Raw genomic sequence first — 22,362 nt, forward strand, 5'->3', positions numbered from 1 at the left:
GCGTCAGGAGGCTCCCATGTCCGTGAACAGTTTCGGTGCCCGCCACACCTTCCAGACCGGGTCGGGGGAGGCGTTCTACTACCGCCTCGCGACCCTCCAGGACCAGGGCCACGGCGCCATCGACCGCATGCCCTACAGCGTCAAGGTGCTGCTCGAGTCGCTGCTGCGCAACGAGGACGGCTTCGTCGTGCGCCGCGAGGACGTGCTGAACCTCGCGTCGTACGACGCGACGAACCCCGCCAAGCACGAGGTGCCGTTCATGCCGGCCCGCGTGGTGCTGCAGGACTTCACCGGCGTGCCCGCCGTCGTCGACCTCGCGGCGCTGCGCAGCGCGATGCACCGGATGGGCGGCGACCCGAAGACCATCAACCCGCAGGTGCCCGTCGACCTGGTGATCGACCACAGCGTCCAGGTCGACCAGTACGACTCGCCGTTGGCGCTGCTGCAGAACGCGGAGATCGAGTTCGAACGCAACCGCGAACGCTACGAGTTCCTCCGTTGGGGGCAGGCGGCGTTCGACGACTTCGGGGTCGTGCCGCCCGCCTCGGGGATCGTGCACCAGGTGAACCTCGAGTACCTCGCCAAGGGCGTCCAGAGCCGCCCCGAGGAGGGTGGCGAGGTCGTCTACCCCGACAGCCTCGTCGGGACCGACAGCCACACCACCATGATCAACGGCCTCGGGGTCGTCGGGTGGGGGGTCGGCGGGATCGAAGCGGAAGCGGTCATGCTCGGCCAACCGATCTACATGCTGACGCCCGAGGTGGTCGGCTTCGAACTCACCGGCCGCCTCGCCGAGGGCGCGACCGCGACGGACCTGGTGTTGGTCGTGACGCAGATGCTGCGCGAGCACGGCGTGGTCGGCAAGTTCGTCGAGTTCTTCGGGGACGGCCTGGACGCGATGACGGTGCCGGACCGCGCCACGATCGCGAACATGGCGCCGGAGTACGGCGCGACGATGGGCTTCTTCCCGACCGACGCGGAGACGCTGCGCTACCTGCGGCAGACCGGCCGCCTCGACGACGAGGTGGAGGCGGTCGAGCGCTACGCCAAGGCCAACGGCCTGTTCCGCGAGCCGGGCGCGCCGACGCCGACCTTCCGGGACGTGCTGCACCTCGACCTCGGCAGCGTCGACCCGAGCCTCGCGGGCCCCAAGCGGCCGCAGGACCGCATCCGCCTGAGCGCCATGAAGACGACGTTCGAGGCGGACCTCGTGAAACCCGCCGCGGAGCGCGGCTTCGAACTGAGCGAGGCGGAGCTCGCGTCGCACGCGACGTTCGAGGATGCCAACGGCACGCACGAGCTGACGCACGGCGACGTGGTGATCGCCGCGATCACGTCCTGCACGAACACGAGCAACCCGTCGGTGATGCTGGCCGCCGGCCTGGTCGCCAAGAAGGCGGCCGAGCGCGGCCTGCACGCGAAACCGTGGGTGAAGACCAGCCTCGCGCCCGGCAGCAAGGTCGTCACGGAGTACCTCACCGAGACCGGCCTCATGCCGCACCTCGAGAAGGTCGGCTTCTACCTCGTCGGCTACGGCTGCACCACCTGCATCGGGAACTCCGGGCCGCTGCCCGACGCGGTCGCGCAGGCGATCCAGGAGGGCGACCTGGTCGCCGCCAGCGTCCTGTCCGGGAACCGCAACTTCGAGGGCCGCATCAACCCGCACGTCAAGGCGAACTACCTCGCGAGCCCGCCGTTGGTGGTCGCCTACGCGCTGGCCGGGACGGTGCACGTCGACCTGGTGAACGAGCCGATCGCCACGGACGACGCCGGCGAGCCGGTCTACCTGCGCGACCTGTGGCCGACCCACGAGGACGTCACGGCGCACCTCGAGGCGGCGATGAACCCCGAGACGTTCCGCCGGATGTACGACGGCATCGAGGAAAGCAACGAGGCGTGGAACGCGATCCCCGTGAAGGGCGGCGAGCTGTACGCCTGGGACGAGGACAGCACCTACGTCCAGGAGCCGCCGTTCTTCCAGGACATGGCGCCCGACGTCGCGCCGATCCGCCCGATCGAGGGCGCGCGGGTCCTGGTGAAGGTCGGGGACTCCGTCACGACCGACCACATCAGTCCCGCCGGCGCGATCGCGCCCGACACCCCCGCGGGTCGCTACCTGCGCGAGAAGGGCGTCGCGCAACGCGACTTCAACAGCTACGGCTCCCGGCGCGGCAACGACCGCATCATGACGCGCGGGACGTTCGCGAACATCCGCCTCAAGAACCAGCTGGCGCCGGGCACCGAGGGGGGCTACACGACCGACGTCACGACCGGTGAGGTGAGCTTCATCTACGACGCCGCCCAGCGCTACCAGGCGGCCGGCATCCCCTCCGTCGTGCTCGCCGGGCACGACTACGGGATGGGCAGCAGCCGCGACTGGGCGGCGAAGGGCACCTACCTGCTGGGGGTGCGTGCGGTGATCGCCGCGAGCTACGAACGCATCCACCGCTCGAACCTCATCGGGATGGGGGTCCTGCCGCTGCAGTTCCGCGACGGCGAGAGCGCCGACGCGCTCGGCCTGAGCGGCCTGGAGACGTACACGATCCACGTCGACGACGCGCTCGAGCCGGGCGGGGTCGTGCCGGTCACCGCGACGGCGGAGGACGGCACCGTCACCCGCTTCGAGGCCGTCGCCCGCCTCGATTCGCCGGTCGAGATCGACTACTACAAGAACGGCGGCATCCTCCACACGGTGCTCCGCCGCCTCTTCGCCGAAGCGAACGCCGCGACCGCCTGAGCGCCCGTGCGCGCGCTCGTCGTCCTCCTCCTGACCGCCTGCGCCGCGATCGCCGCGGCGCAGGCGCCCGCGACGCCCGCCCCGCCCGCGGGGAGCGTGGCGTTGCGCGTCCTGCTCGCCGAGGACGTCGAGCGCTACGAGGCGCGCATCGACGGGCCGCACGAGGTGCGCACCGAGCGCGCCGCGAGGCGCAGCGCCACCCCACTCGACTGGCCGGTGGAGGTGCGCGGCGACCAACTGTACGCCGCGGGGTTCCGCGTCGGGCCGTGGCTCACGCTGGCGCCCGCGTCGGGCGTCATCGAGGTCGACGGCCGCCGCTACCGCGGCGCGTTGCGGCTCGAGGCGGCGGACGGGGCGCTGCGCCTCGTGAACGTCGTGGACCTCGAGGCGTACCTCCGGGGGGTCGTGCCGGCGGAGGTGCCGGCCGAATGGCCGGCCGCGGCGCTCGAGGCGCAGGCGATCGCCGCGCGGACGTACACGGTGGCGAACCTCGATCCGGCGGCGCCGTACGACATCTGCGCGACCCTCTTGTGCCAGGTGTACGACGGCGTCGCGGCGGAGGACCCCCGCACCGACGCCGCCGTCCGCGCGACGGAGGGGCGCGTGGTGCGCGCCGGCGGGGAGGTGGCGCGGACGTACTACCACGCCGACTCCGGCGGGCGGACGGCGTCCGCGGCGGAGGTGTGGGGGTACGACCGCAGCTACCTCCGCACGCGCGAGGACGTTGCCGTCGCCAGCCCGCACCGCGGCTGGACGGCGACCCTCGCCCCGGCCCGCCTGGCGGCGGCGTTGGCGGCGGAGGGCCGCGACGTCGGGACGCCGACCCGCCTCCGGATCACGGAGACGAGCGCGTCGGGCCGCGCGAGTCGCGCGGTGATCGAGGGGACCGCGGGTTCCGTGACGCTGGCGGGGCCGCGCCTCACGCGGGTCCTGCGCGGCGCGGGCCTCAAGTCGACGCGGGTGACGTCGACCGGTCCCCTGTCGGTGCGCGGCGACGGCTGGGGGCACGGCGTCGGCCTCAGCCAGTACGGGGCGATGGGCCTCGCCCGGCAGGGCCGCACCGCGGAACAGATCCTGCGCTTCTACTACCCCGGGACGCGGGTCGCGGCGCTGCCGCGCGACCCGGTGCTGGCGGCGCGCTGACGCGCGCCGCGCCCCTCAGCGCGCCAGCTTGACGGCGGCCAGCAGGTCCCCGAGGTCCCCCTGGCCCGACGCGAAGTCCGCCTGGCAGCGCTCGACGTAGTGCTCCAGGACGGCGTCCCCGGTCGCGTCGAGGGCGCTGCGGACGCCGGCGAGCAGCGTCAGGATGTCGGTGCAGGAGCGGTCCTCGTCGACCATGCGTTGCAGGCCCCGCACCTGGCCCTCGAGGCGCTTGAGGCGGTTGAGGATGCGCTTCTTCTCCTCGGGGGGGATCGCGACGGTCGCGGTGGTGGGGGTGGTGGCCGGGTCGGGGGTCGGGGCGTCGGGCATGGGGGTCTCCTGTTCGGGGGTGGGGCGTCAGTGGGGCAGGTGGCGGCGGGTCGCGCCGTACGTCCAGGTGCCGAGCAGGGCCCCGATCAGCACGACGGCGAAGGCGGGGAGCCCCGCGCCGACCAGGGCGAGGATGGGGCCGGGGCAGGCACCGACGAGCGCCCACCCGAGCCCGAAGACGGAGCCGCCCCCCAGGGTGCGCGGGAGGCCGCCCTCCTTCGGGGGCACGGCGATCGGGGTCCCGTCGAGGGCGCGCGCGCCGGAGCGGCGCAGGAGCGTCACGCCGACCATCGCCACGAGGACGGCGGAGCCGATGACGCCGTACATGTGGAAGGCGTCGAAGCGGAACATCTCCTGGATGCGCCACCAGGCGACGACCTCGCTGCGGACCAGCACCAGCCCGAAGGCCGCGCCGGCCGCGAGGTAGGCGAGCGCCGCGCGCGCCCCGAGGCCGCGGCGCGCGGCCGGGGTCTCCGCGCAGTCGGGCGGGTGCGGCGTGGCGGTGGGGCCCGGCGTCGTCATGCGGCACCCCCGCCGGTCAACGCCGGCAGCAGGACCGGCAGCAGCAGGTGCGTCCCGACCAGCCCGCCGGCGAAGAAACCGATCACCGCGAGGAGGGAGGGGAGCTGGCGGGTGGCGAGCCCGGTGATGGCGTGCCCCGACGTGCAGCCGCCCGCCCACCGCGCCCCGAACCCCACCAGGAAGCCTCCGGCGAGCAGGAACGCCCAGACCGCGGGGCGGCGCAGCGCGTCGGCGGAGGCGAGCGCGGCGGGGGCGAGACCGCCGTCGGGCGTCACGCCGTACGCCGCGAGCGCGTCGCGCGTGGCGGACGCCACGGTGAGGGGGGCCTGGCCGAGGGCGGCGACGGCGCCGCCCAGCACGATCCCGAGGGCGAAGAGGAGGTTCCACCCGCCGACGTCGCGCCAGGCGTAGCGGAAGTACGCCGGCCCGCCGGGCAGGATCGCGCAGGCGTGCCGCAGCGAGGAGGAGACGCCGAACGCCTTGTTGCCGATCCACAACAACAGCGGCACGACCGCCCCGATGAGGGGGCCGGCCAGCCACCACGGCCACGGCGACGTGAGCCAGGTCTCGATACCCATGGGGGGTACGGTACCCGCGCGTCCACCGACGCATCAAGGGCGGCGGACCGCGCGCCGGCGACCTGCTACCCTGCGCCCGTGAGACACCGCCGTTCCCGCGTCTCCTGCGCCTCCCGCGCCGCACGACCCCTCCGGGTCGCGGCCCCCGCCCGGAGGGCCCGTGCGGGCCTATAGGGGCGTCGTCCGCGGCGAGGTGGTCCGCCTCGAGGAGGGCGTCCGCCTCCCCGACGGTGCCGTGGTCACCGTGACGGTCGGCGAGGGGGAGCTCGTGCGCGCGACGTTGCGGGCCGCTCTGCGCCGCAACGCGCCGAGGCGCTCGCGCGCGCGCCGCCGCCCGGTTCCCGCCGGCGGCGGGGCGTGAGCCGCCTCGTTCTCGTCCCCACGCCGATCGGGGCCCTGCGCGACGTGACGTTGCGCGCCCTCGACGTGCTCGGAGGCGCCGACGTCGTCGCGGCGGAGGACACCCGGCGCAGCGCGACGCTGCTTCGCGAGCACGGGATCGCCACCCCCCTCGTGCGGCTCGACGCCCACACGATCCCCACGCGCGGCCCCGGCCTCCTCGCCGAGCACGCGACCGTCGCCTACGTCACCGACGCCGGCACGCCCGGCGTCAGCGACCCCGGCGCGGACCTCGTCCGCCTCGCGCTGGACGCGGGGCACGACGTCGAGGCGTTGCCGGGCCCCAGCGCCGTGCTGCCCGCCCTCGTCCTGTCCGGCCTCCCGGTCGCCCGCTTCACCTTCGAGGGGTTCCTCCCCCGCAAGGGCCGAGACCGCGGAGACCGCCTCGCTCGGCTCGCCGCCCGCCCGGAGACGACGGCGCTGTACGAGGCGCCCGGGCGCGTCCCCGGCACCCTCGCCGACCTCGCCGAGGCCTGCGGCGGGGACCGCCCCGCGAGCCTCTCGCGCGAACTCACGAAACGCTTCGAGACCACCCTCCGCGGGTCGCTCGCGGACCTCGCGACCGCCACCGCCGCCGACCCGCCGCGCGGCGAGTGCGTCGTGGTGGTCGGGGGCGCACCCGAGGGGGCGCCGGGTCCGCCCCCCGGGGAGGCGGACCGCTACGCCGCGGCGCTGCGCGGCGCCGGCGTCACCGGCCGGACCCTACGCGACGCCCTGGTCGCGCTCGGGGTGGCGAAGAACGACGCGTACCGCGCCGCCCTCGACGGGGAGGAAGGCTAGCGTCGCGGGCGCGTCGTCGGCCGAACGCCCGCCCGCGCGCGCCGGCCTGCTACCCTAAGGCTTTGCGCCCCCGCGCACGCACCCTCGCGCGCGACCCCAACCTGCGCACCCCCAGCATGAGCAACCCAGGATGAGCGACCGCACGACGCCCCCGCCCCCCGCGGCGCCGGACCCCTCCGCGCGCACGCCCGCCCCGCCGCCCGCCCCCGCGGACGGCGGCCGGATCGCAGGCCTTCCCGCCGTCGCGCGCCTCGCGCGCGTCGCGCGGGACGCGGGGCCGCGCGTCGTCCTGACGACGCCCGAGCGTGCGCCCCTCTTCGAGGGCGCCGCGGCGTTCGGGGCGCCGGTCACGACCGACCCCGACCTGGACGGCTGGGGGGAACGCAGCGACCTGGTGATCGCGACGTTCGAGCACGCCGTCCGGGCGTTCCCCGCCGACCCCGAACGCTACGAGCTGGCCTTCGCGCCCGGCGCGTCGTTCCCCCGCAGCGACCTGCTCGACCGGCTCGACGCCTTCGGGTACCCCCGCGACGCGACGCCCGGCGTGCAGGTGCACGGCGACACCGTGACGGTCTACCTGGGGGACGACCCCGACGGCCCGCAGCTTCGCTTGGGGTTCTTCGGGGACGACCTCGACGAGGTCCGCGAGAACGGCGTCGCCCGCGACCGCTTCGCGCTCCGCCCCCGGCGCGACGCGCCGCTCTTCGAGGACGAGGAGGACGCCTGGACGTCGACCGTCCTGGAGGCCCTGCCCGGCCCGGTCTTCCTCGACGCCCCGGAGCTCGTCGAAAGCGTCCTCGACGCGGCCGACGCGCGCGCCCTCTGGGCGCGGCTTGCGGAGCGCCGCGTCACGTCGTTCGGGCGCGATCCGTTGGACCTCCCCGAACGCGAGCGCGACGTCGCGCCGCTCGACTACTACCGCGCCCGCCTCGAGGACGCCGCGGCGGACGTCGAAACGTGGTTGCGCGACGGGTTCGACGTCGCGGTTCTGGTGCGCTTCGAACGCACCGGTCGCTACCTCCAGGAGCGCCTCCTCGGGCACCTCGATCCGGCGTGGGCGTCGCACGTCCCCCCGCCCGATGCCGGCGCGCGGCCGCCCGGCGCGTCGGGCGCGCTGCGCCTCGTGCTCGGGGGCCGGACGGAGGGCGGGTACCGCGACGACGCCCGCCGCGAGGTCGTCCTGAGCGAGGACCTGCTGTACGGCCACCAGGGGGCCCGCGCCCTCAAGCGCCTGCCGGGCCGCAGCGTGCAGGACGCCAGCCAACTCGCGGTCGGCGACTTTTTGATCCACCCCGACCACGGCGTCGGACGCTTTCAGGGGCTCGAGTCCCGGTCGGTGTTGGGCGTCGCGCGGGACTACCTCGAACTCCGTTACGCCGGGGAGGGCAAGCTCTACCTCCCCGTCGAGCAGCTCCCGCTGTTGCGGCGCCACCCCGGCACGAGCGACGAACCGCCGCGCCTCTCGACGTTGGGGACGAACGAGTGGTCGCGCGCCAAGGAGAAGGCGCGCGTCAGTGCGCAAGCGCTCGCAGCGGAACTCATCAAGACGTACGCGCAACGCCAAGTGACGCAGGGCACCGCCTTTCCCGAGCAGGAGAGCTGGCGGGGCCTGGCCGAAGCGAACTTCCCGTACGAACTCACGCCGGACCAGGCGACCGCGGTGGAGGCCACCCTCGCCGACATGGAGTCCAGCATCCCCATGGACCGCCTCGTGAGCGGCGACGTGGGGTTCGGCAAGACCGAGGTGGCGATCCGGGCGGCGCTGCGCGCCGTCGCCAACGGCCGGCAGGTCGCCATGCTGGTCCCCACGACGGTCCTCGCGAAACAGCACTTCGATACGTTCGCCGCGCGCTTCGACGGCCTCCCGGTCGAGGTGGCGTTGTTGTCGCGCTTCGCCAGCGACACGGAAGCCCGCGCGACGCTCGAGGGCCTGAGCGACGGCACGATCGACGTCGTGATCGGGACGCACCGGCTGCTGAACGAAGCGGTCCGCTTCGCGCGGTTGGGGTTGTTGATCATCGACGAGGAGCACCGCTTCGGGGTGGGGCAGAAGGAGCGCCTCAAGAGCCTCCGCGCGAACCTCGACGTGCTCTCGCTGTCCGCGACCCCCATCCCGCGGACGCTGTACATGAGTCTGGTGGGCCTGCGCGACGTCAGCCAGATCATGACGCCGCCCGCCGGCCGGAAACCGATCCGGACGGTGCTGCAGCCCTACGACCCGGTGACGGTCCGCAGCGCGATCCTGCACGAGCTCGAGCGGGGCGGGACGACGTACTACATCCACGACCGCATCGGCTCCATGGCGATGCGGGCGAAGACGTTGCAGCAGCTCGTGCCCGAAGCGCGCATCGGGGTGGCGCACGGCCGGATGGATCCCGCCGACCTCGAGTCGGTGATGCTGAACTTCGAGGGGGGCGCCTTCGACGTGCTGCTCTCGACGACGATCGTCGAGTCCGGCCTCGACGTCGAGGGGGCGAACACGTTGATCATCGAGCGCGCCGACCGCCTCGGTCTGGCGCAGCTCTACCAGTTGCGGGGGCGCGTCGGTCGCCGCCGCACCGAGGCGTGGGCGTACCTGCTGTACCCCGGGCGCCTCAAGGAGCAGGCCCAGAAACGCCTCTACGCCATCCACGAGTTGGGGGACCTCGGCTCCGGTCACCGCCTCGCGGAGAAGGACATGGAGATCCGCGGGGTCGGCAACCTCCTCGGGCCCGAGCAGCACGGGCACGTCAGTGCGGTGTCGCTGGAGGTCTACACCGAACTGCTCGCCGAGGAGGTCGCGAAACTCAAGGGCGAAGCCCCGACGCACGCGACGCCGCCCGTCGCGATCGACCTGAACGTCGACGCGCGCCTCACACCGACCTACCTGCCGGACGACGACGAACGCATCGCGACGTACGGACGCCTCGCCGAAGCCACTGGCCTGGCCGAGGTGGCGCGCGTCGCGAAGGAGGTCCGCGAGGCGCGGGGTCCGTTCCCCCCGGAGGTCGCGGCGTTCTTCGATCTCGTGAAGTTGCGCCTGATCGCGCGGCAGAAGGGCGTCGCCTCGATCGCGGAGCACATGACCGACGTGCAGGTGTCGTTCCACGAGGCGTTCGACGAACTCGAGTACGACCCGCGCGCCCTCCGCGAGCTGCCGTTCACCGCCGAAGCGACGCGCTACCCGCCGGGGTTCAGCGTCAAGAAGAAGGGCCTCGAGGTCGAGGCCCTCCCGAAACGGCTGCAGCAACTGTTGCAGGTCGTCGGCTGAGCCACGGAACGGCAGCCGCGCGGCGCGCCGCACGCGTGCAGGGCTCACGACGACGGCCGGCCCCGCAGGGCCGGCCGTCGACGCAGGGTCGGCGCGCGAAGCGCGCCGAGCCTCAGAAGTCGAAGTGGTAGTTCACCCCGACGCGACCGAGGAAGCCGAAGCCGGTGCTGGGGTCGTCTTCGTCGTCGGCGCTGGAGCCTTCGTACACCTCGAGGCCGTAGCTCGGGCCGCCCTCGAAGAACACGCCGACGTCGTTGCCGCCCAGGTCGAGGCCGAGGTCCGCCAGCAGGATCTCCGCACCGGCGAGACCGTGGATGGCGAACTTCGTGTCGAAGATCGTCGAGGCGCCGCCGCCCACGTACAGCGTGGCGGGAACGTCGCCGGTGTCGACCGGCGCGGCGTAGATCAGGTCCGCCCCGAGCTCGAAGCCGGTGGGGCTGACGTACGCGTAGCCGAGGTTCGCGCGGACGCCGAGCCCTTCGATGCCGACGTCGGACACGCCGACGTGGGCGTGGGCGCCGGGCGCGCCGGCGCTCGCGCCGACCCAGGCGCTCTGGGCGAAGGCCGCGCCGCCGGTGAGGACGAGGGCGGAAAGAACGGTCAGAAAAGTCGTACGCATGAGTCCCTCCAAGTGGGCAGGATCGGAGGCGCGCACGGTGCGCGCCTCAACCGAGGAAAACGGTAGCACGCGCGCGGCCGCAGGGAACGTGCGATACGCCGCACGTCGCGGCCGTCAATCGTCGCTACGGAGGCGTTCGGCGAGGCGCCGGTCGGCGCTCCGCACGACCTGCGTCGCGCGGTTGCAGGGGGGCAGCCCGCCGTGGCGTTCGGCGTACGCCGCGAGCGCCTCCGCTTCGTCCGCCTTCGGGGTCGCGCTGTACGTCGTGCGCCAGTAGGCGGCGCGGTCCGCGACGCAACCGCCGGCCGCCAGGTGCTGACGGATGCGGTTCGGAACGTCCCGCCCGGACTGCCCGACGTAGATCGTGCGTTTCGCGTCGTCGGCCAACTCGTACACGCCCGGTTGGGCGTCGCGCCCGCGGCGGGCGGGGAGCGTGGCGAGCGGCCGCCACCGCGCGAACAGCGGCACCGTCAGCTCCGGTAGCCGAGGTCGCGGAGCGCCTCGGGATCCATCCGCCAGTCGGGCCGCACGACCACCTCGAGGTCCAGGAACACCTGCTCGTCGAGGAAGGTCTCGAGCTGTTTGCGAGCGGTGCGCCCGATCTCCTTGATCATGCGGCCGCCGTGCCCGATGACGATCCGGCGGTGCTGGGACTTCTCCACCCACACGTCCGCCTGGATCACCAGCGGGTCGCCCGCCTCCGGGTCGGCGTCCACCCATTCGCGCACCTCGACCGCCACGCCGTACGGCAGCTCCTGCCGGAGGTGCGTCAGCGCGCTCTCGCGGATGAGTTCCCCCGCCCACTGTTCGCGGGTCTGGTCGCTGCGGATCGTGTCGGGAAAGAAGTAGGGGCCCTCCGGCATCAGGTCCAGCAGGTCCTCGCGCAACGCGTACACCGCCGCGGGGTCGCGTTGCGCCGACAGCGCGTAGCGACGGGCCGGCGTCCGGCCCAGGTCGGCGTAGAGGTCCATCGCCTCCTCGGGGTACTTCGCTGCGTCGAGCTTGTTGCCGACCAGGAACACCGGCGTGTCGGGATCGAGTCCGTCCAGGAGGCGGGCGACGGCGCGGTCCTCGTCACCGGGCGGACGGCGCAGGTCGACGACCCACAGGATCACCTCGACGTCGGCCACCGCCCCGCGGATCTCGCGGGTCATGAACTGGTCCAACTCGGTCCGCCCCGAATGCAGGCCGGGGGTGTCGACGAACACGAGTTGGCGGCGGGCGTCGACGTCGGTCCAGATGCCGCGCACGCCCCGCCGCGTCGTTTGCGGTTTCGCGCTGATCGGGGCGACCTTCACGCCGAGCATCGTGTTCAACAACGTCGACTTGCCGACGTTCGGTTTCCCGAGGATCGCCACGAACCCGGCGTGCGTCGGGGTCTCGGGGCCCTCGGGCGCCTCGGGCGTCCCCGCGTCGGGGGCCGGTCTCTCGGTGGGGTCGTTCGTGTCGGGGCGCGGTGCGCCCTCGTCAGGTCCGTCGCGCACGACGTCCTCCCGTCCGCACCACCGCTCGGCCTCGCGCCATGCGAAGGGGCCCCTCGCGGGGCCCCATCGGCGGTTGGTTGCGGGGACAGGATTTGAACCTGTGACCTTCGGGTTATGAGCCCGACGAGCTACCAGACTGCTCCACCCCGCGGCGGTGCAAAGAGAAGTCTACACCCTCGCGTCCGGTCAGGTCAACGTCATGTATGGGTTCAGGACGTTTGGGACACGTGGGGTTCCGTGGCGCGCGGGTCCTGCATGAACGATGGGAGGCGGAGGCCACACGAAACCGCACGGGCTCCAAGGTGGCGCTCCGCTCACGGGAACGGACGCGACGGAGCCAGCGGTTCCGGTGCCGCTCAGTGACGGAGACCGCGGCATCCCGACGTCGATCGAGCGGCGGGGTGACGTGCGGCGGCGTCGGGGCGTCGTCAGCCGGGGTAGCCGTCGCCGGCCAGGCAGGCCTGCGCGTCGAGGTGAAGGGCGTCGATCGTGGGGGAGGTGCCGCAGATGGCGCACCCGGGTTGCGGGCCGATGCGGATGCGTTGCGTCGTCCAGGTCCCCAGGTCGAGATGGAGGAGGCCCTCGGGGGCGGCGGGGACGGTGCCGGCGGCGAGGCGGAGCGCCTCGAGCGCCATCCAGGACCCGATGACGCCGGCGGCGGGGCCGGCGACGCCGGCCTCCGCGCAGGAGGGGATCGAGTCGGGGGGGGGTGCCGTCGGGTGGAGGCACCGGTAGCAGGGGGCGCGTCGCCAGTCCGCGCCGTGCTCGCTGCGGTCGCGCACCAGGCGCGCGACCTGTCCCTCGAGGCGCGAGACCGAGCCGAACACCAGCGGCACGTCCTCGAGGACGCAGGCGTCGGACACCAGGTAGCGCGTGGCCGGGTTGTCGGTCGCGTCGATGACGACGTCGTGCCCCCGCACGAGGTCACGCCCGGTGTCGGGCCCGAAGGTGGTGGCGTGCGGCGTCACGTGCAGCGCGCCGTCGACCTCCCGGGCGCGGGCGGCGGCCACGTCGACCTTCGGCGCGCCGAGATCCGCCTCTCGGTACAGGATCTGGCGGTGCAGGTCCGCGCGGCGAACCTCGCCACCGTCGACCAACGTGAGGCCCGCCAGGCCGCTGCCCGCCAGGTAGGCCGTGACCGGCGCCCCGAGTCCGCCCAGGCCGACGACGAGGATGCGCGCCTCGGCGAGGGCGGCCTGTCCCTCCGGCCCGAGCTCGGGGAGGACCAGGTGCCGAGCGAAGCGCTCGCGGCGCTCGGAACCGAAACTCGCGTGCGTCGCGCGACTCACGGTGCGTCCCCCGCGGGGAGGACCTCGTGGATCAGGGGGGGCGCCTGCGCGGCGTCCGCGATGCGGACGGCGGCCGTCAACGCCGTCCGGGCCGCGTCGAGGCCGCGCCCGTCCCGGTGATGGATCGTGAGGAGCGGCGCGCCGGCCGACACCGGATCGCCGACCTTCGCCGCGAGCGTCACGCCGACCCCCAGGTCGACGGCGTCCCCCTTCGTCGCGCGGCCGCCCCCGAGCGCCCGGACGGCGCGACCGACGGCGAGGGCGTCGAGCTCCGCGACGACGCCGTCCGTGTCGGCCTCCAGCGTCACGGCGTCCGGCGCGAGCGCCAACGCGTCGGGGTGCGCCAGGTCGCCGCCCTGCGCCGCGATCCAGCGGTCGAACGTCGCGCGGGCGCGTCCGTCATCCAGCGGGGCGGCGACGGTGGCGGGGTCGGCCGGGAGGCCGGACGCGGCCAGCACCTCGCGAGCCAGCACGAGGACGAGCTCGCGCAGGTCCGGGGGGCCGCCCCCCTCGAGCGTCTCGATCGCTTCGCGCACCTCGAGGGCGTTCCCGACCGTCCGGCCGAGCGGTTGCTCCATGCCCGAGAGGACGACCGCGACGTTGCGGCCGGCGTGCACGCCGATCGCCCGCATGCGGCGCGCCAGGTCGCGACCGGCCTCCAGGTCCTTCATGAACGCCCCCCGCCCCACCTTGACGTCCAGCACGATCGAGGCGGCGCCCCCCGCCAGCTTCTTGCTCATGACGCTCGCGGCGATCAGGGGCGGGGACGCGACCGTGGCGGTCGCGTCCCGCAGGGCGTACAGGACGCCGTCGGCGGGAGCCATGGAGGCCGACTGGCCCGCCACCACGACCCCGACCTCCCGCGCTTGCGCGCGGAACGCCGCCTCGTCGAGGGCCGCGCGGTAGCCGGGGATCGCTTCGAGCTTGTCGATCGTGCCGCCGGTATGCCCGAGGCCGCGTCCCGACGCCTTCGCGACCGTCGCGCCGAGCGTCGCGAGGAGCGGCGCGAGCACGAGCGTCGTCTTGTCCCCCACGCCGCCGGTGGAGTGCTTGTCGGCGGTGTGCGGCAGGTCGCTCAGGTCCAGCCGCGCGCCGCTGTCCGCCATCGCTTCGGTCAGGACCCCCGTCTCGCGATCCGTGAGGCCGCGGAACACGACCGCCATCAACCAGGCGGCCGCCTGTTCGTCGGGCACGGTGCCGTCGGCGACGCCCCGCACGAACGCTTCGAGGTCCGCGTCGTCATGGGCGTGCCCGTCGCGTTTCTCGGCGATGAAGGCGGGCAGGTTCATGCGCTCACTGTAGCCAACGCGCCCCATGGGGGCCCGCCCGTCCGGTCACGACGGCGGCGACGCGAGCGCCGCCCACGCCGCGCGGGCCTCCGCCGCCTCGTCCCACGGGTGGGGACCGTCGGCCCGCTCGAGGGTCGCTTCGGGGCCCTTCCCGGCGAGCAGCACCACGTCGCCCGGGGCGGCGTCGGCGACGGCGGCCCGGATCGCGTCGCGCCGGTCGGGGTGAAGGTGGTAGGCGTCGCCCGCCGCGCCACCCGCGGCGCGCGCGCCGTCGGCGAGGGCGGCCAGGATCGCGTCGACGTCCTCCCCCCGCGCGTCCTCCTCGGTGAAGTAGGCGACGTCGGCGTGCCGGACCGCCGCCTCCCCGAGCGGCGCGCGCTTCCCGGGGTCGCGTTCGCCCGCCGCCCCGATCACGACCCGCACGCGCCCCCCGGGGCCGGCCATCGGCCGGACGGTCGCGAGCGCCGCGGCGAGCGCGGGGGGCGTGTGCGCGAAATCCACGACGAGGGCGAACGGGTCGGACGCCACGACCTGCATGCGGCCGGGGATGCCGGGGAACGACGCGAGGCGGGCGACGGCGACGTCGGCGGGGACGCCCTCGTGCGCGGCGGCGGCGACCGCCGCGACGGCGTTCAGGGCGTTGTGGCGGCCGGGGAGGGGGAGGACCCCGGCGTGCTCGCGGCCGTCGGGCGCGGCGAGGCGCACCGTCTGGCCGCCGGGGGCGGGGTCGGCGGCGAGGAGGCGCCAGTCGGCGCGGGGGTCGGCCCCGTAGCTGGTCGAGGGGGTGGGGAGGGCGGCGTAGACGTCGTACGTCGCGTCGTCGCGACACAGGATCGCGTGCGCCGCGCGCGCGATCAGGACGCCCTTCGCGTCGCGGTACGCCTCGAACGACCCGTGGAAGTCGAGGTGCTCCGGCGTGAGGTTCGTCCAGATCGCGAGGGCGTACGCGACGGCGTCGAGGCGCCGTTGCGCCAGCCCGTGCGAGCTGGACTCCAGCACGACGTGGCGCGCGCCGGCGTCGACGGCGGCGGCGAGGAACGCCTGCACTTCGTTCGCTTCGGGCGTCGTGAACCCGCCGGGCGGGCCGGGCGCGTCGTGCCCGAGGCGCACGAGGGCGGTGGACAACAGCGCCGCGTCGCCGCCCGGCGGGGCGGCGCCGGCGGGGCCCTGCAGCAGCCACCAGGCGAGCGCCGACGTCGTGGTCTTGCCGTCGGTGCCGGTCACGCCGATCACCCGCGTCCGGCGCGAGGGGTGGCCGTGCAGCGTCGCCGCGAGGTGGGCGACGGCGCCGCGCGCGTCGTCGACGCGGAGGTACGGCACGCCCGCCAACGCGTCCGTGGGGGGGACGTCGCGCTCCCCGACGACCAGCGTCGCGCCGGCGGCGACGGCGTCGGGCACGAAGGCGTGCCCGTCGAAGCGGGCGCCCCGCCGCGCGACGAAGATCGCGCCGGGCGTCACCCGGGCGGCGTCCTGCGTCACCGCCGTCACGACGGCGTCGGGGAACGCCGACGGGTCGCCGCCCAGCCCGGCGCGGTGGAGGAGGTCGCGGAGGCGCACCCCTACCCCCGCATCACCGGCGGCGTCAGGCCGTGCCGCTCGAGGTCGGCGCAGAGCGCTTCGAAGTCCGCCTCGCGCCCGACGAAGTCGAGGGCGTCGGCGTCGATGGTGACGACGCGGGCGCCGCCGAAGCCGACGGCGAAGGCGTCGTACAGCGTATTCAACGTCGCGAGGTAGTCCGCGTCGATGTCGCGTTCGTAGCCGCGTCCGCGGCGGGCGATGCGGGCCTGCAGGGTCGGGAGCGACGCGCGGAGGTAGACCAGCAGGTCCGGGGGGCGCAACGTCGCGGCGATCGCGTCGTAGAGGCGGCGGTAGGCCGCCCAATCGCGCGCGTCCATCACGCCCCGCGTCCACAACGCCCGCGCGAAGACGTCGGCGTCCTCGTAGATGGTGCGGTCCTGCACGACCCGTTCCCCCGGGTTCACCTGGCGCAGGTGCTGGCGGAGGCGTTCGGCGAGGAAGAAGGTCTGCGAGTGAAACGCCCAGCGCGGCATGTCGGCGTAGAAGTCGCTCAGGTACGGGTTGTCGTCGACCGCCTCGAAGATCGGTTCGAGGCCGTAGCGCTCCGCGAGGCGGGTCGTGAGGGTGGATTTGCCGACGCCGACGTTCCCGGCGATCGCGACGTACATCAGGCCGCCTTCAGCGGCGCGAGCACGGCCGCGAGGACCGCCTCGCGGTCGTCGCGGGAGCCGACGAAGTCCACGTCGGCGGCGGGGATCGTGACGACCGGGTGGGGGTAGTGCTCGAAGAAGGCGTCGTACGCCGCGGCGAGCCGGCGGAGGTAGTCCGCCTCGATGTGGGTCTCGAACGGACGGCCGCGCTTCGCGATGCGGCGCAACAGCAGCTCCGGGTCGGCGCGGAGGTGCACGACGACGTCGGGCGGCGTGAGGCGGGGTCGCAGCGACGCGTAGAGGCTCTCGTACAGCGCCCACTCGTCGCCGCGCAGGTTCAACGAGGCGAAGATGCGGTCCTTGTCGAACAGGTAGTCCGCGACGGTGTGCGCCGCGAACAGGTCGCCCTGCGCCTGCTCCTGCGACTGGCGGAAGCGCGACAGCAGAAAGAAGGTCTGGACGTTGAACGCCCAGCGGTCGGGGTCCTCGTAGAAGCGCGCGAGGAACGGGTTCTCCTCGACGACCTCGAGCACGACCCGCGCGCCGAGGCGTTCGGCGAGGAGGTGCGTCAGGCTGGTCTTGCCGACCCCGATGGGGCCTTCGATCGCGATGGTGGCCACGGCCGTCCTCCGGTCCACGAGAATACCGCAGCGACCCCCGAGCACCGCGCCGGCGACCGCGCGTGCTAGCATCCGCTCAGGCATGGACGAAGACTCGCCTCCCAGTCGACCGCGGCGCCCGCGAAGGTCGCCGCGCAGCCCCCACCCCCCCACCTCCGGATCGTCAGGTGCCGGTCGGACGCGTACGGCGCGTCCGGGCCTCGTCGCGTGGGGCGTCGCCCTGCTCGTCGGCGTGCCGCTGGTCGCGTGGGCGCAGGTGCCCGCCGCGCCCGAGACGGGCGTGCAGGCGTGGCAGGTGGCGCTGTTGGTGGTGCTCCTGGCGCTCTCCGGCCTGATGTCGGGTTCGGAGACGGCGCTGACGGCGCTCGGGGCGTGGAAGATCCGGCAGTTGCGCGAGGAGGGCCTCGACCCGACCGGGGTGTTCGGCCTGCTCGAGCGGCAACCGACGCGCTTCATCACGACGCTGTTGATCGGCAACAACCTGGTGAACATCGGAGCGACCGCGCTCGTGACGCAGATGTCGATCCAGCTCTCGCGCCAGGTCGGCTTCGCGGAGTCCCTCGCGGTGGGCTACGCCACCGGCCTCATGACGTTCCTGGTGTTGATCTTCGGGGAGATCACGCCGAAGTCGTTGGCGGTCCACAACGCCGTGGGCTTCAGTCGCGTCGTGATCCGTCCCGTGTACGTCCTCTCGGTCGTGCTGTACCCCGTGGGGCGCTTCTTCACGTGGATCACGACGCTGCTGCTGCGCAGCGTCCGGCTGGAGCCGGCCTCGTCGCCGTTGATTACGGAGAACGAACTGCGCCTCATGCTCCGCAGCGCCGAGGAGTCCGGCGTCATCGAGGCGCAGGAGGAACGGATGATCAAGGGGATCATCGATCTCGAGGAGACCGTGGTGCGCGAGGTCATGACGCCCCGCGTCGACGTCGTGGCGGTCGCCGCCGACGCGCCGCTCGAGGACCTGTTGGCGTTGGTGACCGAGCACGGCTACAGCCGCCTTCCGGTGTACGAGGAGACGATCGACGAGATGCGCGGCATCGTCCTCGCGCGGGACCTGCTGCCCTACCTCGGGCGGCCCGAGGCGTTGGCGCGCCTCACGGTCGCGGACCTGATGGGGCCCCCGCAGTACGTGCCGGAGACCCTGTCGGTCCTGAACCTGCTGCGCGACATGCGCCAGCGCAAGGTGCACCTCGCGGTCGTCGTCGACGAGTTCGGGGGGACGGCGGGCCTCGTGACGCTCGAGGACGTCATCGAGGAGATCACCGGCGAGATCTACGACGAGAGCGACGAGGTGGAGGCCGCCGACGTCGTGGGGCAGGGGGACGGGACGTACCTGGTGCAGGGCACCACGAACCTCGAGGAGGTCGGGGAGGCGCTGCAGCTGGTGTTCGAGGACGAGGGCGAGTACGACACCCTCGCCGGGTTCCTGATCGCGCGGTACGGCTCGATCCCGCAGGTCGGCGACCGACTGGCGCACGACGGCGCCGACTTCGAGGTCGTCGAGGGGGACGAACGTCGCGTCAGTCGCGTCCGGGTGACGCTGCACCGGACGCCGTTCCCGCACGACCTGGACGACGGGGCGGACGACGGCGCGGCGGAGGGCGCGACGTCCGACGTCGCGCCCTCCGTTCAGGGGGGCGTCGCGTCGCTCGACCCCGACGCGTCCGACGTCCCCCCGCGGTAGCGGCGCACCACCCGCGGCCCGATCCGCGCGAGCAGTTCGTAGGGGATCGTGCCGAGCCGCGCCGCGAGCCGCGCGGCGTCCGCCGGCCCGGACCCGGCGAGCAGCGTGACGCGGTCGCCGGGCGCGAGGTCCGCGTCGCCGACGTCGAGCATCAGTTGATCCATGCAGACGCGCCCCACGACCCGGGCGGGGGCGTCCCCGCCGGGGAGGGCGGCGTCGCCGAGGTTCGACGCGCCGCGCGGGTAGCCGTCGGCGTACCCGAGCCGGACGGTCGCGATGCGCGTCGCGCGCGGCGCGGTCCAGGCGTGCCCGTAACTGATGGCGGTGCCGGCCGCGACGTCCTTGACGAACGTGACGGGCGCGTCGAGCGTCAGGGCGGGCGTGAGGTCCGCGGCGGCGTCGGCCAGGTCGGGACTGGGGGCGTGCCCGTAGACGGCGATCCCGGGCCGGACGAGGTCGTGATGCGTCGCGGGGTGCGCGAGCGTCGCGGCGCTGTTCGCCGCGTGGCGGAGGGGGGGCGTGAGGCCGTCGGCCGCCACCGCCGCGAGCGTCGCCTCGAACTGCGCGTGCTGCACGTGGGTCGCGGTCCGGTCCGCCTCGTCCGCGCGGGCGAAGTGCGTCCACACCCCCTCGAGGCGGACGCCGGGCGCGTCGGCGACGGCGCGCGCGACGGCGGCGGCGTCGTGGGGGCCGCGCCCGATGCGGCCCATGCCGGTGTCGACCGCGACGTGGAGGGGCACGTCGTGGGGAAGGTCGCCGGCCGCCCGGAGGGGGGCGGCGGCCCGGGCGGCGGCGGCGACGTCCGCGGTCGTCGCGACGCTCAGGTCGACGCCGCGCGGAAGCAGCGACGCCAGGACCGTCTCGGGGAGCGGTCCGAAGAGGAGGATGCGGCCGGTGACGCCGGCGTCGCGCAAGGCGCGCGCCTCGTGCGGCGTCGCGACCCCGAACCAGCCGACGCCCGCCCCCTCGAGGGTGCGAGCGACGGGCACGAGCCCGTGCGCGTACGCGTCCGCCTTGACCGCCGCGAGCAGCTCGGTGCCTCCCTCGAGGCGCGCCCGGAGGCGGCCCGCGTTCGCGGCGATCGCGTCGAGGTCGATCGTGGCGACCGGCGCGGCGGCGTCGAGCGGGTCGGGGTGGCTCATGGCCCGAGCCTACCGCTCCCGGAGCGCGTCTGGCCGGCGCTCAGTCGTGCGCGGCGGGGGTGACGCCCGGCGCGCCGGTCCGTCGCGCGGAGCGGCGCCAGAGGTCCCACACGGCGATGGCGAGCGAGGCGGCGACGAGGACCTGCACGACGTGCATCACGTCGTGCACCGCGCCGACGCGGGCGGTCGTCAGGACGGCGGACGTCGCGGTGTCCGCCTCCCCGCCGGCGCGCGCGACGACGCGCGCCGCCCAGAAGGTCCCGAGCACGGCGATGCCGCCCGACTGCCCGAACGCTCGCGTCAAGCCCAGCAACGCCCCCGTGACGCCCGACCGCCCGTCCGGGGCGGAGCCCATGATGGCGGTGTTGTTCGGGGTTTGGAAGGTCGCCATCCCCAGCCCGACGAACGTGAACCGCAGGACGAAGCCCAACGCGGTCGTGTCCGCGTCGAGGGTCGCGACGAGGGAGAAGCCGACGAAGGCGAACGCGAGGCCGGCGACCGTGACGCGGCGCGCCCCGAACCGGTCGGCGAGGGTGCCGGCGAGCGGCGCAACGATCACCAACAGGATCGGGGTGACCGACATCAACAGCCCCACGTTCCGCGGCGCGAGCCCGAGGACGTCCTCGAGGTAGAACGGCATGACGAAGATCGTGCCGGCGATCGACACGAACACGCCGAGCGCGATGACGAGGCCCATCGTGAGCTCCGCGTTGCGGAAGAGCGCGAGGTCCAGCACCGGTTGTGCGGTGCGGCGCTCCCACGCGAGGAAGAGCGGGAGCCCGACGACGACACCCAGCGTCGCGGCGAGGATCCACGGGTCGAGCGCGCCGCGCTCCGGCGCCAGCGTCAACGCCAACGACCCGCTGGCGAGCAGGGCGCTGAGCAGCAGTGCGCCGGGCAGGTCGAAGCGTTGCCGTGCGCCCGCAGGGTAGGGCGGGACCGCGAACGCCGCCAGCACGAGGCCCGCCAACGCGACGGGGGCGCCGGCGAGGAACACGAAGCGCCACCCGAGGTCGACGAGGAACCCCCCGAGGGTCGGGCCGATGACGACCCCGACCGACAACACCGCGCCGTTGATGCCGATCGCGCGGCCGCGCTGCGCGGCGGGGAAGACGTCGGTCACGATCGCCAGCCCGATGCTGGTCAGGATCGCGCTGCCGACGCCGTTGACGAGGCGGAACGCGATCAGCCACGCGAGGTCGGGGGCGAGGCCGGCGGCGAGGGTCGCGCCGGCGTACGTCGCGAAGCCGACGAGCAGCACGACGCGTTTGCCGACCATGTCGGCGATCCGGCCGACGATCGGCATCAGCGCGGCGGTGGTAAGGAGGTAGGCGAGCACCACCCACTGCACCGCCGCGAACGGCACGTCGAACGCCTTGGCGAGGGTGGGGAGCGCGACGTTGACGGCGGTCCCGGTGAACGTCGCGACGAACGCGCCGAGCGAGGCCGCCGCCAGGATCCACGCCCGGCGGCGCGGATCGTGGGCGGCGGGGTTCAACTCCATCCCCGGAGTGTCGCACGCCGGGCGGCCCGACACCGTGAAGTCCGACGCCGAGCGCCCGTGCGCGTACCGATACTCCGAATCGACGTGGTGGTACGGTGCGGTCGTGCCAACCGTGCGACGTACCGCACCGTATCTCGGGCGCTCCGCCCTCGCGGTCCTGCTCGCGCTCGGGGTCGTCGGGTGCGACGGGCGGGGTGGGTACGTCCGCATCGACGCACCCGACCACGTCCAGCTGCTCGTGGAGGAACGCAGGACCCTCGACGTCGACGTCACGGCCGACGGCGCCGCCGACCCCGGACTGGCGTGGACGAGCCTCGATCCGGCCGTTGCGGCGGTCGCGGACGACGGCACCGTGACCGGCGTCGCGGCGGGCGCGACCCGGATCACGGTCGCCAGCACCGCCCTCCCCGACGAACGCCGGAACGTGGACGTCGACGTCCTCACCGCCGCGGACCACCCGGCGTGGGTCGCGGCGCCCGACGCGAGGCCGGCGATGCGGTTCGACGTGGGCGTCCGCACCACCCCCGACGGCCCCGTCGCGGTCGTGCGCAACGCCAACGCGCGTCCCGAGGACGACGGGCGGCGGGCCCAGGACGCGTCCGCCGGCCCCGGCGGGGCCGCCGTCGGGCCCACCGGCCCGACCTGCCCGGAGGCGGCCGAAGCACCGGTGGACCGCGTCCTGGTCCGCTACGCTTCGCCCCCGACCGCCGCGACCGACGTCACCGCACGGCCGTCCCCCTGGACGCGCGTCCGACGGATCACCGACACGCTGCACGTCGTCGAGGCCGACGCGGCCCGCGGGGCCGTGCGGACGGCCGCCGCGCGCT

General features: G+C 74.3%; 20 protein-coding genes and 1 tRNA gene. 7 read left to right on the top strand and 14 right to left on the bottom strand.

Annotated features, from left to right (window positions below):
* The first annotated feature begins 22 nt into the window (after positions 1–22).
* Complete coding sequence (gene acnA / locus RI554_00470; GenBank protein MDR9390483.1) at positions 23–2,737, top strand: aconitate hydratase AcnA; 2,715 nt, start codon at positions 23–25, stop codon at positions 2,735–2,737.
* Positions 2,738–2,743: 6 nt separating this feature from the next.
* Positions 2,744–3,880 carry a SpoIID/LytB domain-containing protein gene (locus RI554_00475; GenBank protein MDR9390484.1) on the top strand — a complete coding sequence of 379 codons (1,137 nt, stop codon included), beginning with the start codon at positions 2,744–2,746 and terminating at the stop codon, positions 3,878–3,880.
* A gap of 15 nt (positions 3,881–3,895) precedes the next feature.
* Here RI554_00475 and RI554_00480 read toward each other — a convergent pair whose 3' ends face one another.
* From RI554_00480 to RI554_00490, 3 genes are read right to left on the bottom strand one after another with little or no spacing between them, the layout of a single operon-like run.
* Positions 3,896–4,207: a metal-sensitive transcriptional regulator gene (locus RI554_00480; GenBank protein MDR9390485.1), complete on the bottom strand. Its 312-nt coding sequence runs from the start codon at positions 4,205–4,207 to the stop codon at positions 3,896–3,898.
* A 27-nt stretch (positions 4,208–4,234) separates the two neighbouring features.
* Positions 4,235–4,729: a YeeE/YedE thiosulfate transporter family protein gene (locus tag RI554_00485; protein ID MDR9390486.1), complete on the bottom strand. Its 495-nt coding sequence runs from the start codon at positions 4,727–4,729 to the stop codon at positions 4,235–4,237.
* Complete coding sequence (locus RI554_00490; protein MDR9390487.1) at positions 4,726–5,307, bottom strand: YeeE/YedE thiosulfate transporter family protein; 582 nt, start codon at positions 5,305–5,307, stop codon at positions 4,726–4,728. The genes RI554_00485 and RI554_00490 overlap by 4 nt, the downstream gene beginning before the upstream one ends.
* Before the next feature lie 160 nt (positions 5,308–5,467).
* On the opposite strand from RI554_00490, the gene RI554_00495 reads away from it, so the two are divergent.
* The 3 genes from RI554_00495 (at position 5,468) to mfd (ending at position 9,736) form a co-directional block, all read left to right on the top strand.
* Positions 5,468–5,668, top strand: a complete 201-nt coding sequence (locus RI554_00495) for a hypothetical protein (protein MDR9390488.1) — start codon at positions 5,468–5,470, stop codon at positions 5,666–5,668.
* Positions 5,665–6,486 carry a 16S rRNA (cytidine(1402)-2'-O)-methyltransferase gene (gene rsmI, locus RI554_00500; protein ID MDR9390489.1) on the top strand — a complete coding sequence of 274 codons (822 nt, stop codon included), beginning with the start codon at positions 5,665–5,667 and terminating at the stop codon, positions 6,484–6,486. The genes RI554_00495 and rsmI overlap by 4 nt, the downstream gene beginning before the upstream one ends.
* Positions 6,487–6,616: 130 nt before the next feature.
* Entirely contained in the window at positions 6,617–9,736 is a 3,120-nt protein-coding gene (gene mfd, locus RI554_00505) for a transcription-repair coupling factor (protein ID MDR9390490.1), read from the top strand.
* Positions 9,737–9,848: 112 nt separating this feature from the next.
* Here mfd and RI554_00510 read toward each other — a convergent pair whose 3' ends face one another.
* The 9 genes from RI554_00510 to RI554_00550 all read right to left on the bottom strand — a co-directional run bounded on the left by RI554_00510 (position 9,849) and on the right by RI554_00550 (position 17,205).
* Positions 9,849–10,355, bottom strand: a complete 507-nt coding sequence (locus RI554_00510; GenBank protein ID MDR9390491.1) for a hypothetical protein — start codon at positions 10,353–10,355, stop codon at positions 9,849–9,851.
* A 114-nt stretch (positions 10,356–10,469) separates the two neighbouring features.
* A complete protein-coding gene (locus RI554_00515) occupies positions 10,470–10,823 on the bottom strand; it encodes a GIY-YIG nuclease family protein (GenBank protein ID MDR9390492.1) in 354 nt (117 codons plus the stop codon).
* Between the two features lie 2 nt (positions 10,824–10,825).
* Complete coding sequence (era, locus tag RI554_00520) at positions 10,826–11,839, bottom strand: GTPase Era (GenBank protein MDR9390493.1); 1,014 nt, start codon at positions 11,837–11,839, stop codon at positions 10,826–10,828.
* A gap of 74 nt (positions 11,840–11,913) precedes the next feature.
* Positions 11,914–11,990: transfer RNA gene (locus tag RI554_00525), tRNA-Met, on the bottom strand.
* Between the two features lie 277 nt (positions 11,991–12,267).
* Positions 12,268–13,128: a HesA/MoeB/ThiF family protein gene (locus RI554_00530; protein MDR9390494.1), complete on the bottom strand. Its 861-nt coding sequence runs from the start codon at positions 13,126–13,128 to the stop codon at positions 12,268–12,270.
* A complete protein-coding gene (locus RI554_00535; protein MDR9390495.1) occupies positions 13,125–14,417 on the bottom strand; it encodes a thymidine phosphorylase in 1,293 nt (430 codons plus the stop codon). Before RI554_00535 ends, RI554_00530 begins: the two co-directional genes overlap by 4 nt.
* A 45-nt stretch (positions 14,418–14,462) precedes the next feature.
* Positions 14,463–15,974 carry a UDP-N-acetylmuramyl-tripeptide synthetase gene (gene murE, locus RI554_00540; GenBank protein ID MDR9390496.1) on the bottom strand — a complete coding sequence of 504 codons (1,512 nt, stop codon included), beginning with the start codon at positions 15,972–15,974 and terminating at the stop codon, positions 14,463–14,465.
* A gap of 2 nt (positions 15,975–15,976) precedes the next feature.
* A complete protein-coding gene (locus RI554_00545; protein ID MDR9390497.1) occupies positions 15,977–16,603 on the bottom strand; it encodes a deoxynucleoside kinase in 627 nt (208 codons plus the stop codon).
* A complete protein-coding gene (locus RI554_00550) occupies positions 16,603–17,205 on the bottom strand; it encodes a deoxynucleoside kinase (protein MDR9390498.1) in 603 nt (200 codons plus the stop codon). The genes RI554_00545 and RI554_00550 overlap by 1 nt, the downstream gene beginning before the upstream one ends.
* A gap of 232 nt (positions 17,206–17,437) precedes the next feature.
* Between RI554_00550 and RI554_00555 the strand changes: the two genes are divergently transcribed.
* The gene (locus RI554_00555) at positions 17,438–18,889 is read left to right on the top strand and encodes a hemolysin family protein (protein ID MDR9390499.1); all 1,452 of its coding nucleotides are present in this window, start codon (positions 17,438–17,440) and stop codon (positions 18,887–18,889) included.
* Here the strand turns inward: RI554_00555 and alr are convergent.
* Together alr and RI554_00565 are read right to left on the bottom strand one after the other, a co-directional pair.
* Complete coding sequence (gene alr, locus RI554_00560) at positions 18,835–20,031, bottom strand: alanine racemase (protein MDR9390500.1); 1,197 nt, start codon at positions 20,029–20,031, stop codon at positions 18,835–18,837. The two genes, RI554_00555 and alr, sit on opposite strands and share 55 nt — an antisense overlap.
* Before the next feature lie 40 nt (positions 20,032–20,071).
* Positions 20,072–21,535, bottom strand: a complete 1,464-nt coding sequence (locus RI554_00565; GenBank protein MDR9390501.1) for an MFS transporter — start codon at positions 21,533–21,535, stop codon at positions 20,072–20,074.
* Positions 21,536–21,638: 103 nt separating this feature from the next.
* Here RI554_00565 and RI554_00570 point away from each other — a divergent pair.
* On the top strand, positions 21,639–22,362 hold a 724-nt coding region (locus RI554_00570), incomplete at its 3' end, for an Ig-like domain-containing protein (protein MDR9390502.1).

The organism is Trueperaceae bacterium (assembly GCA_031581195.1).
GTDB lineage: Bacteria > Deinococcota > Deinococci > Deinococcales > Trueperaceae > SLSQ01.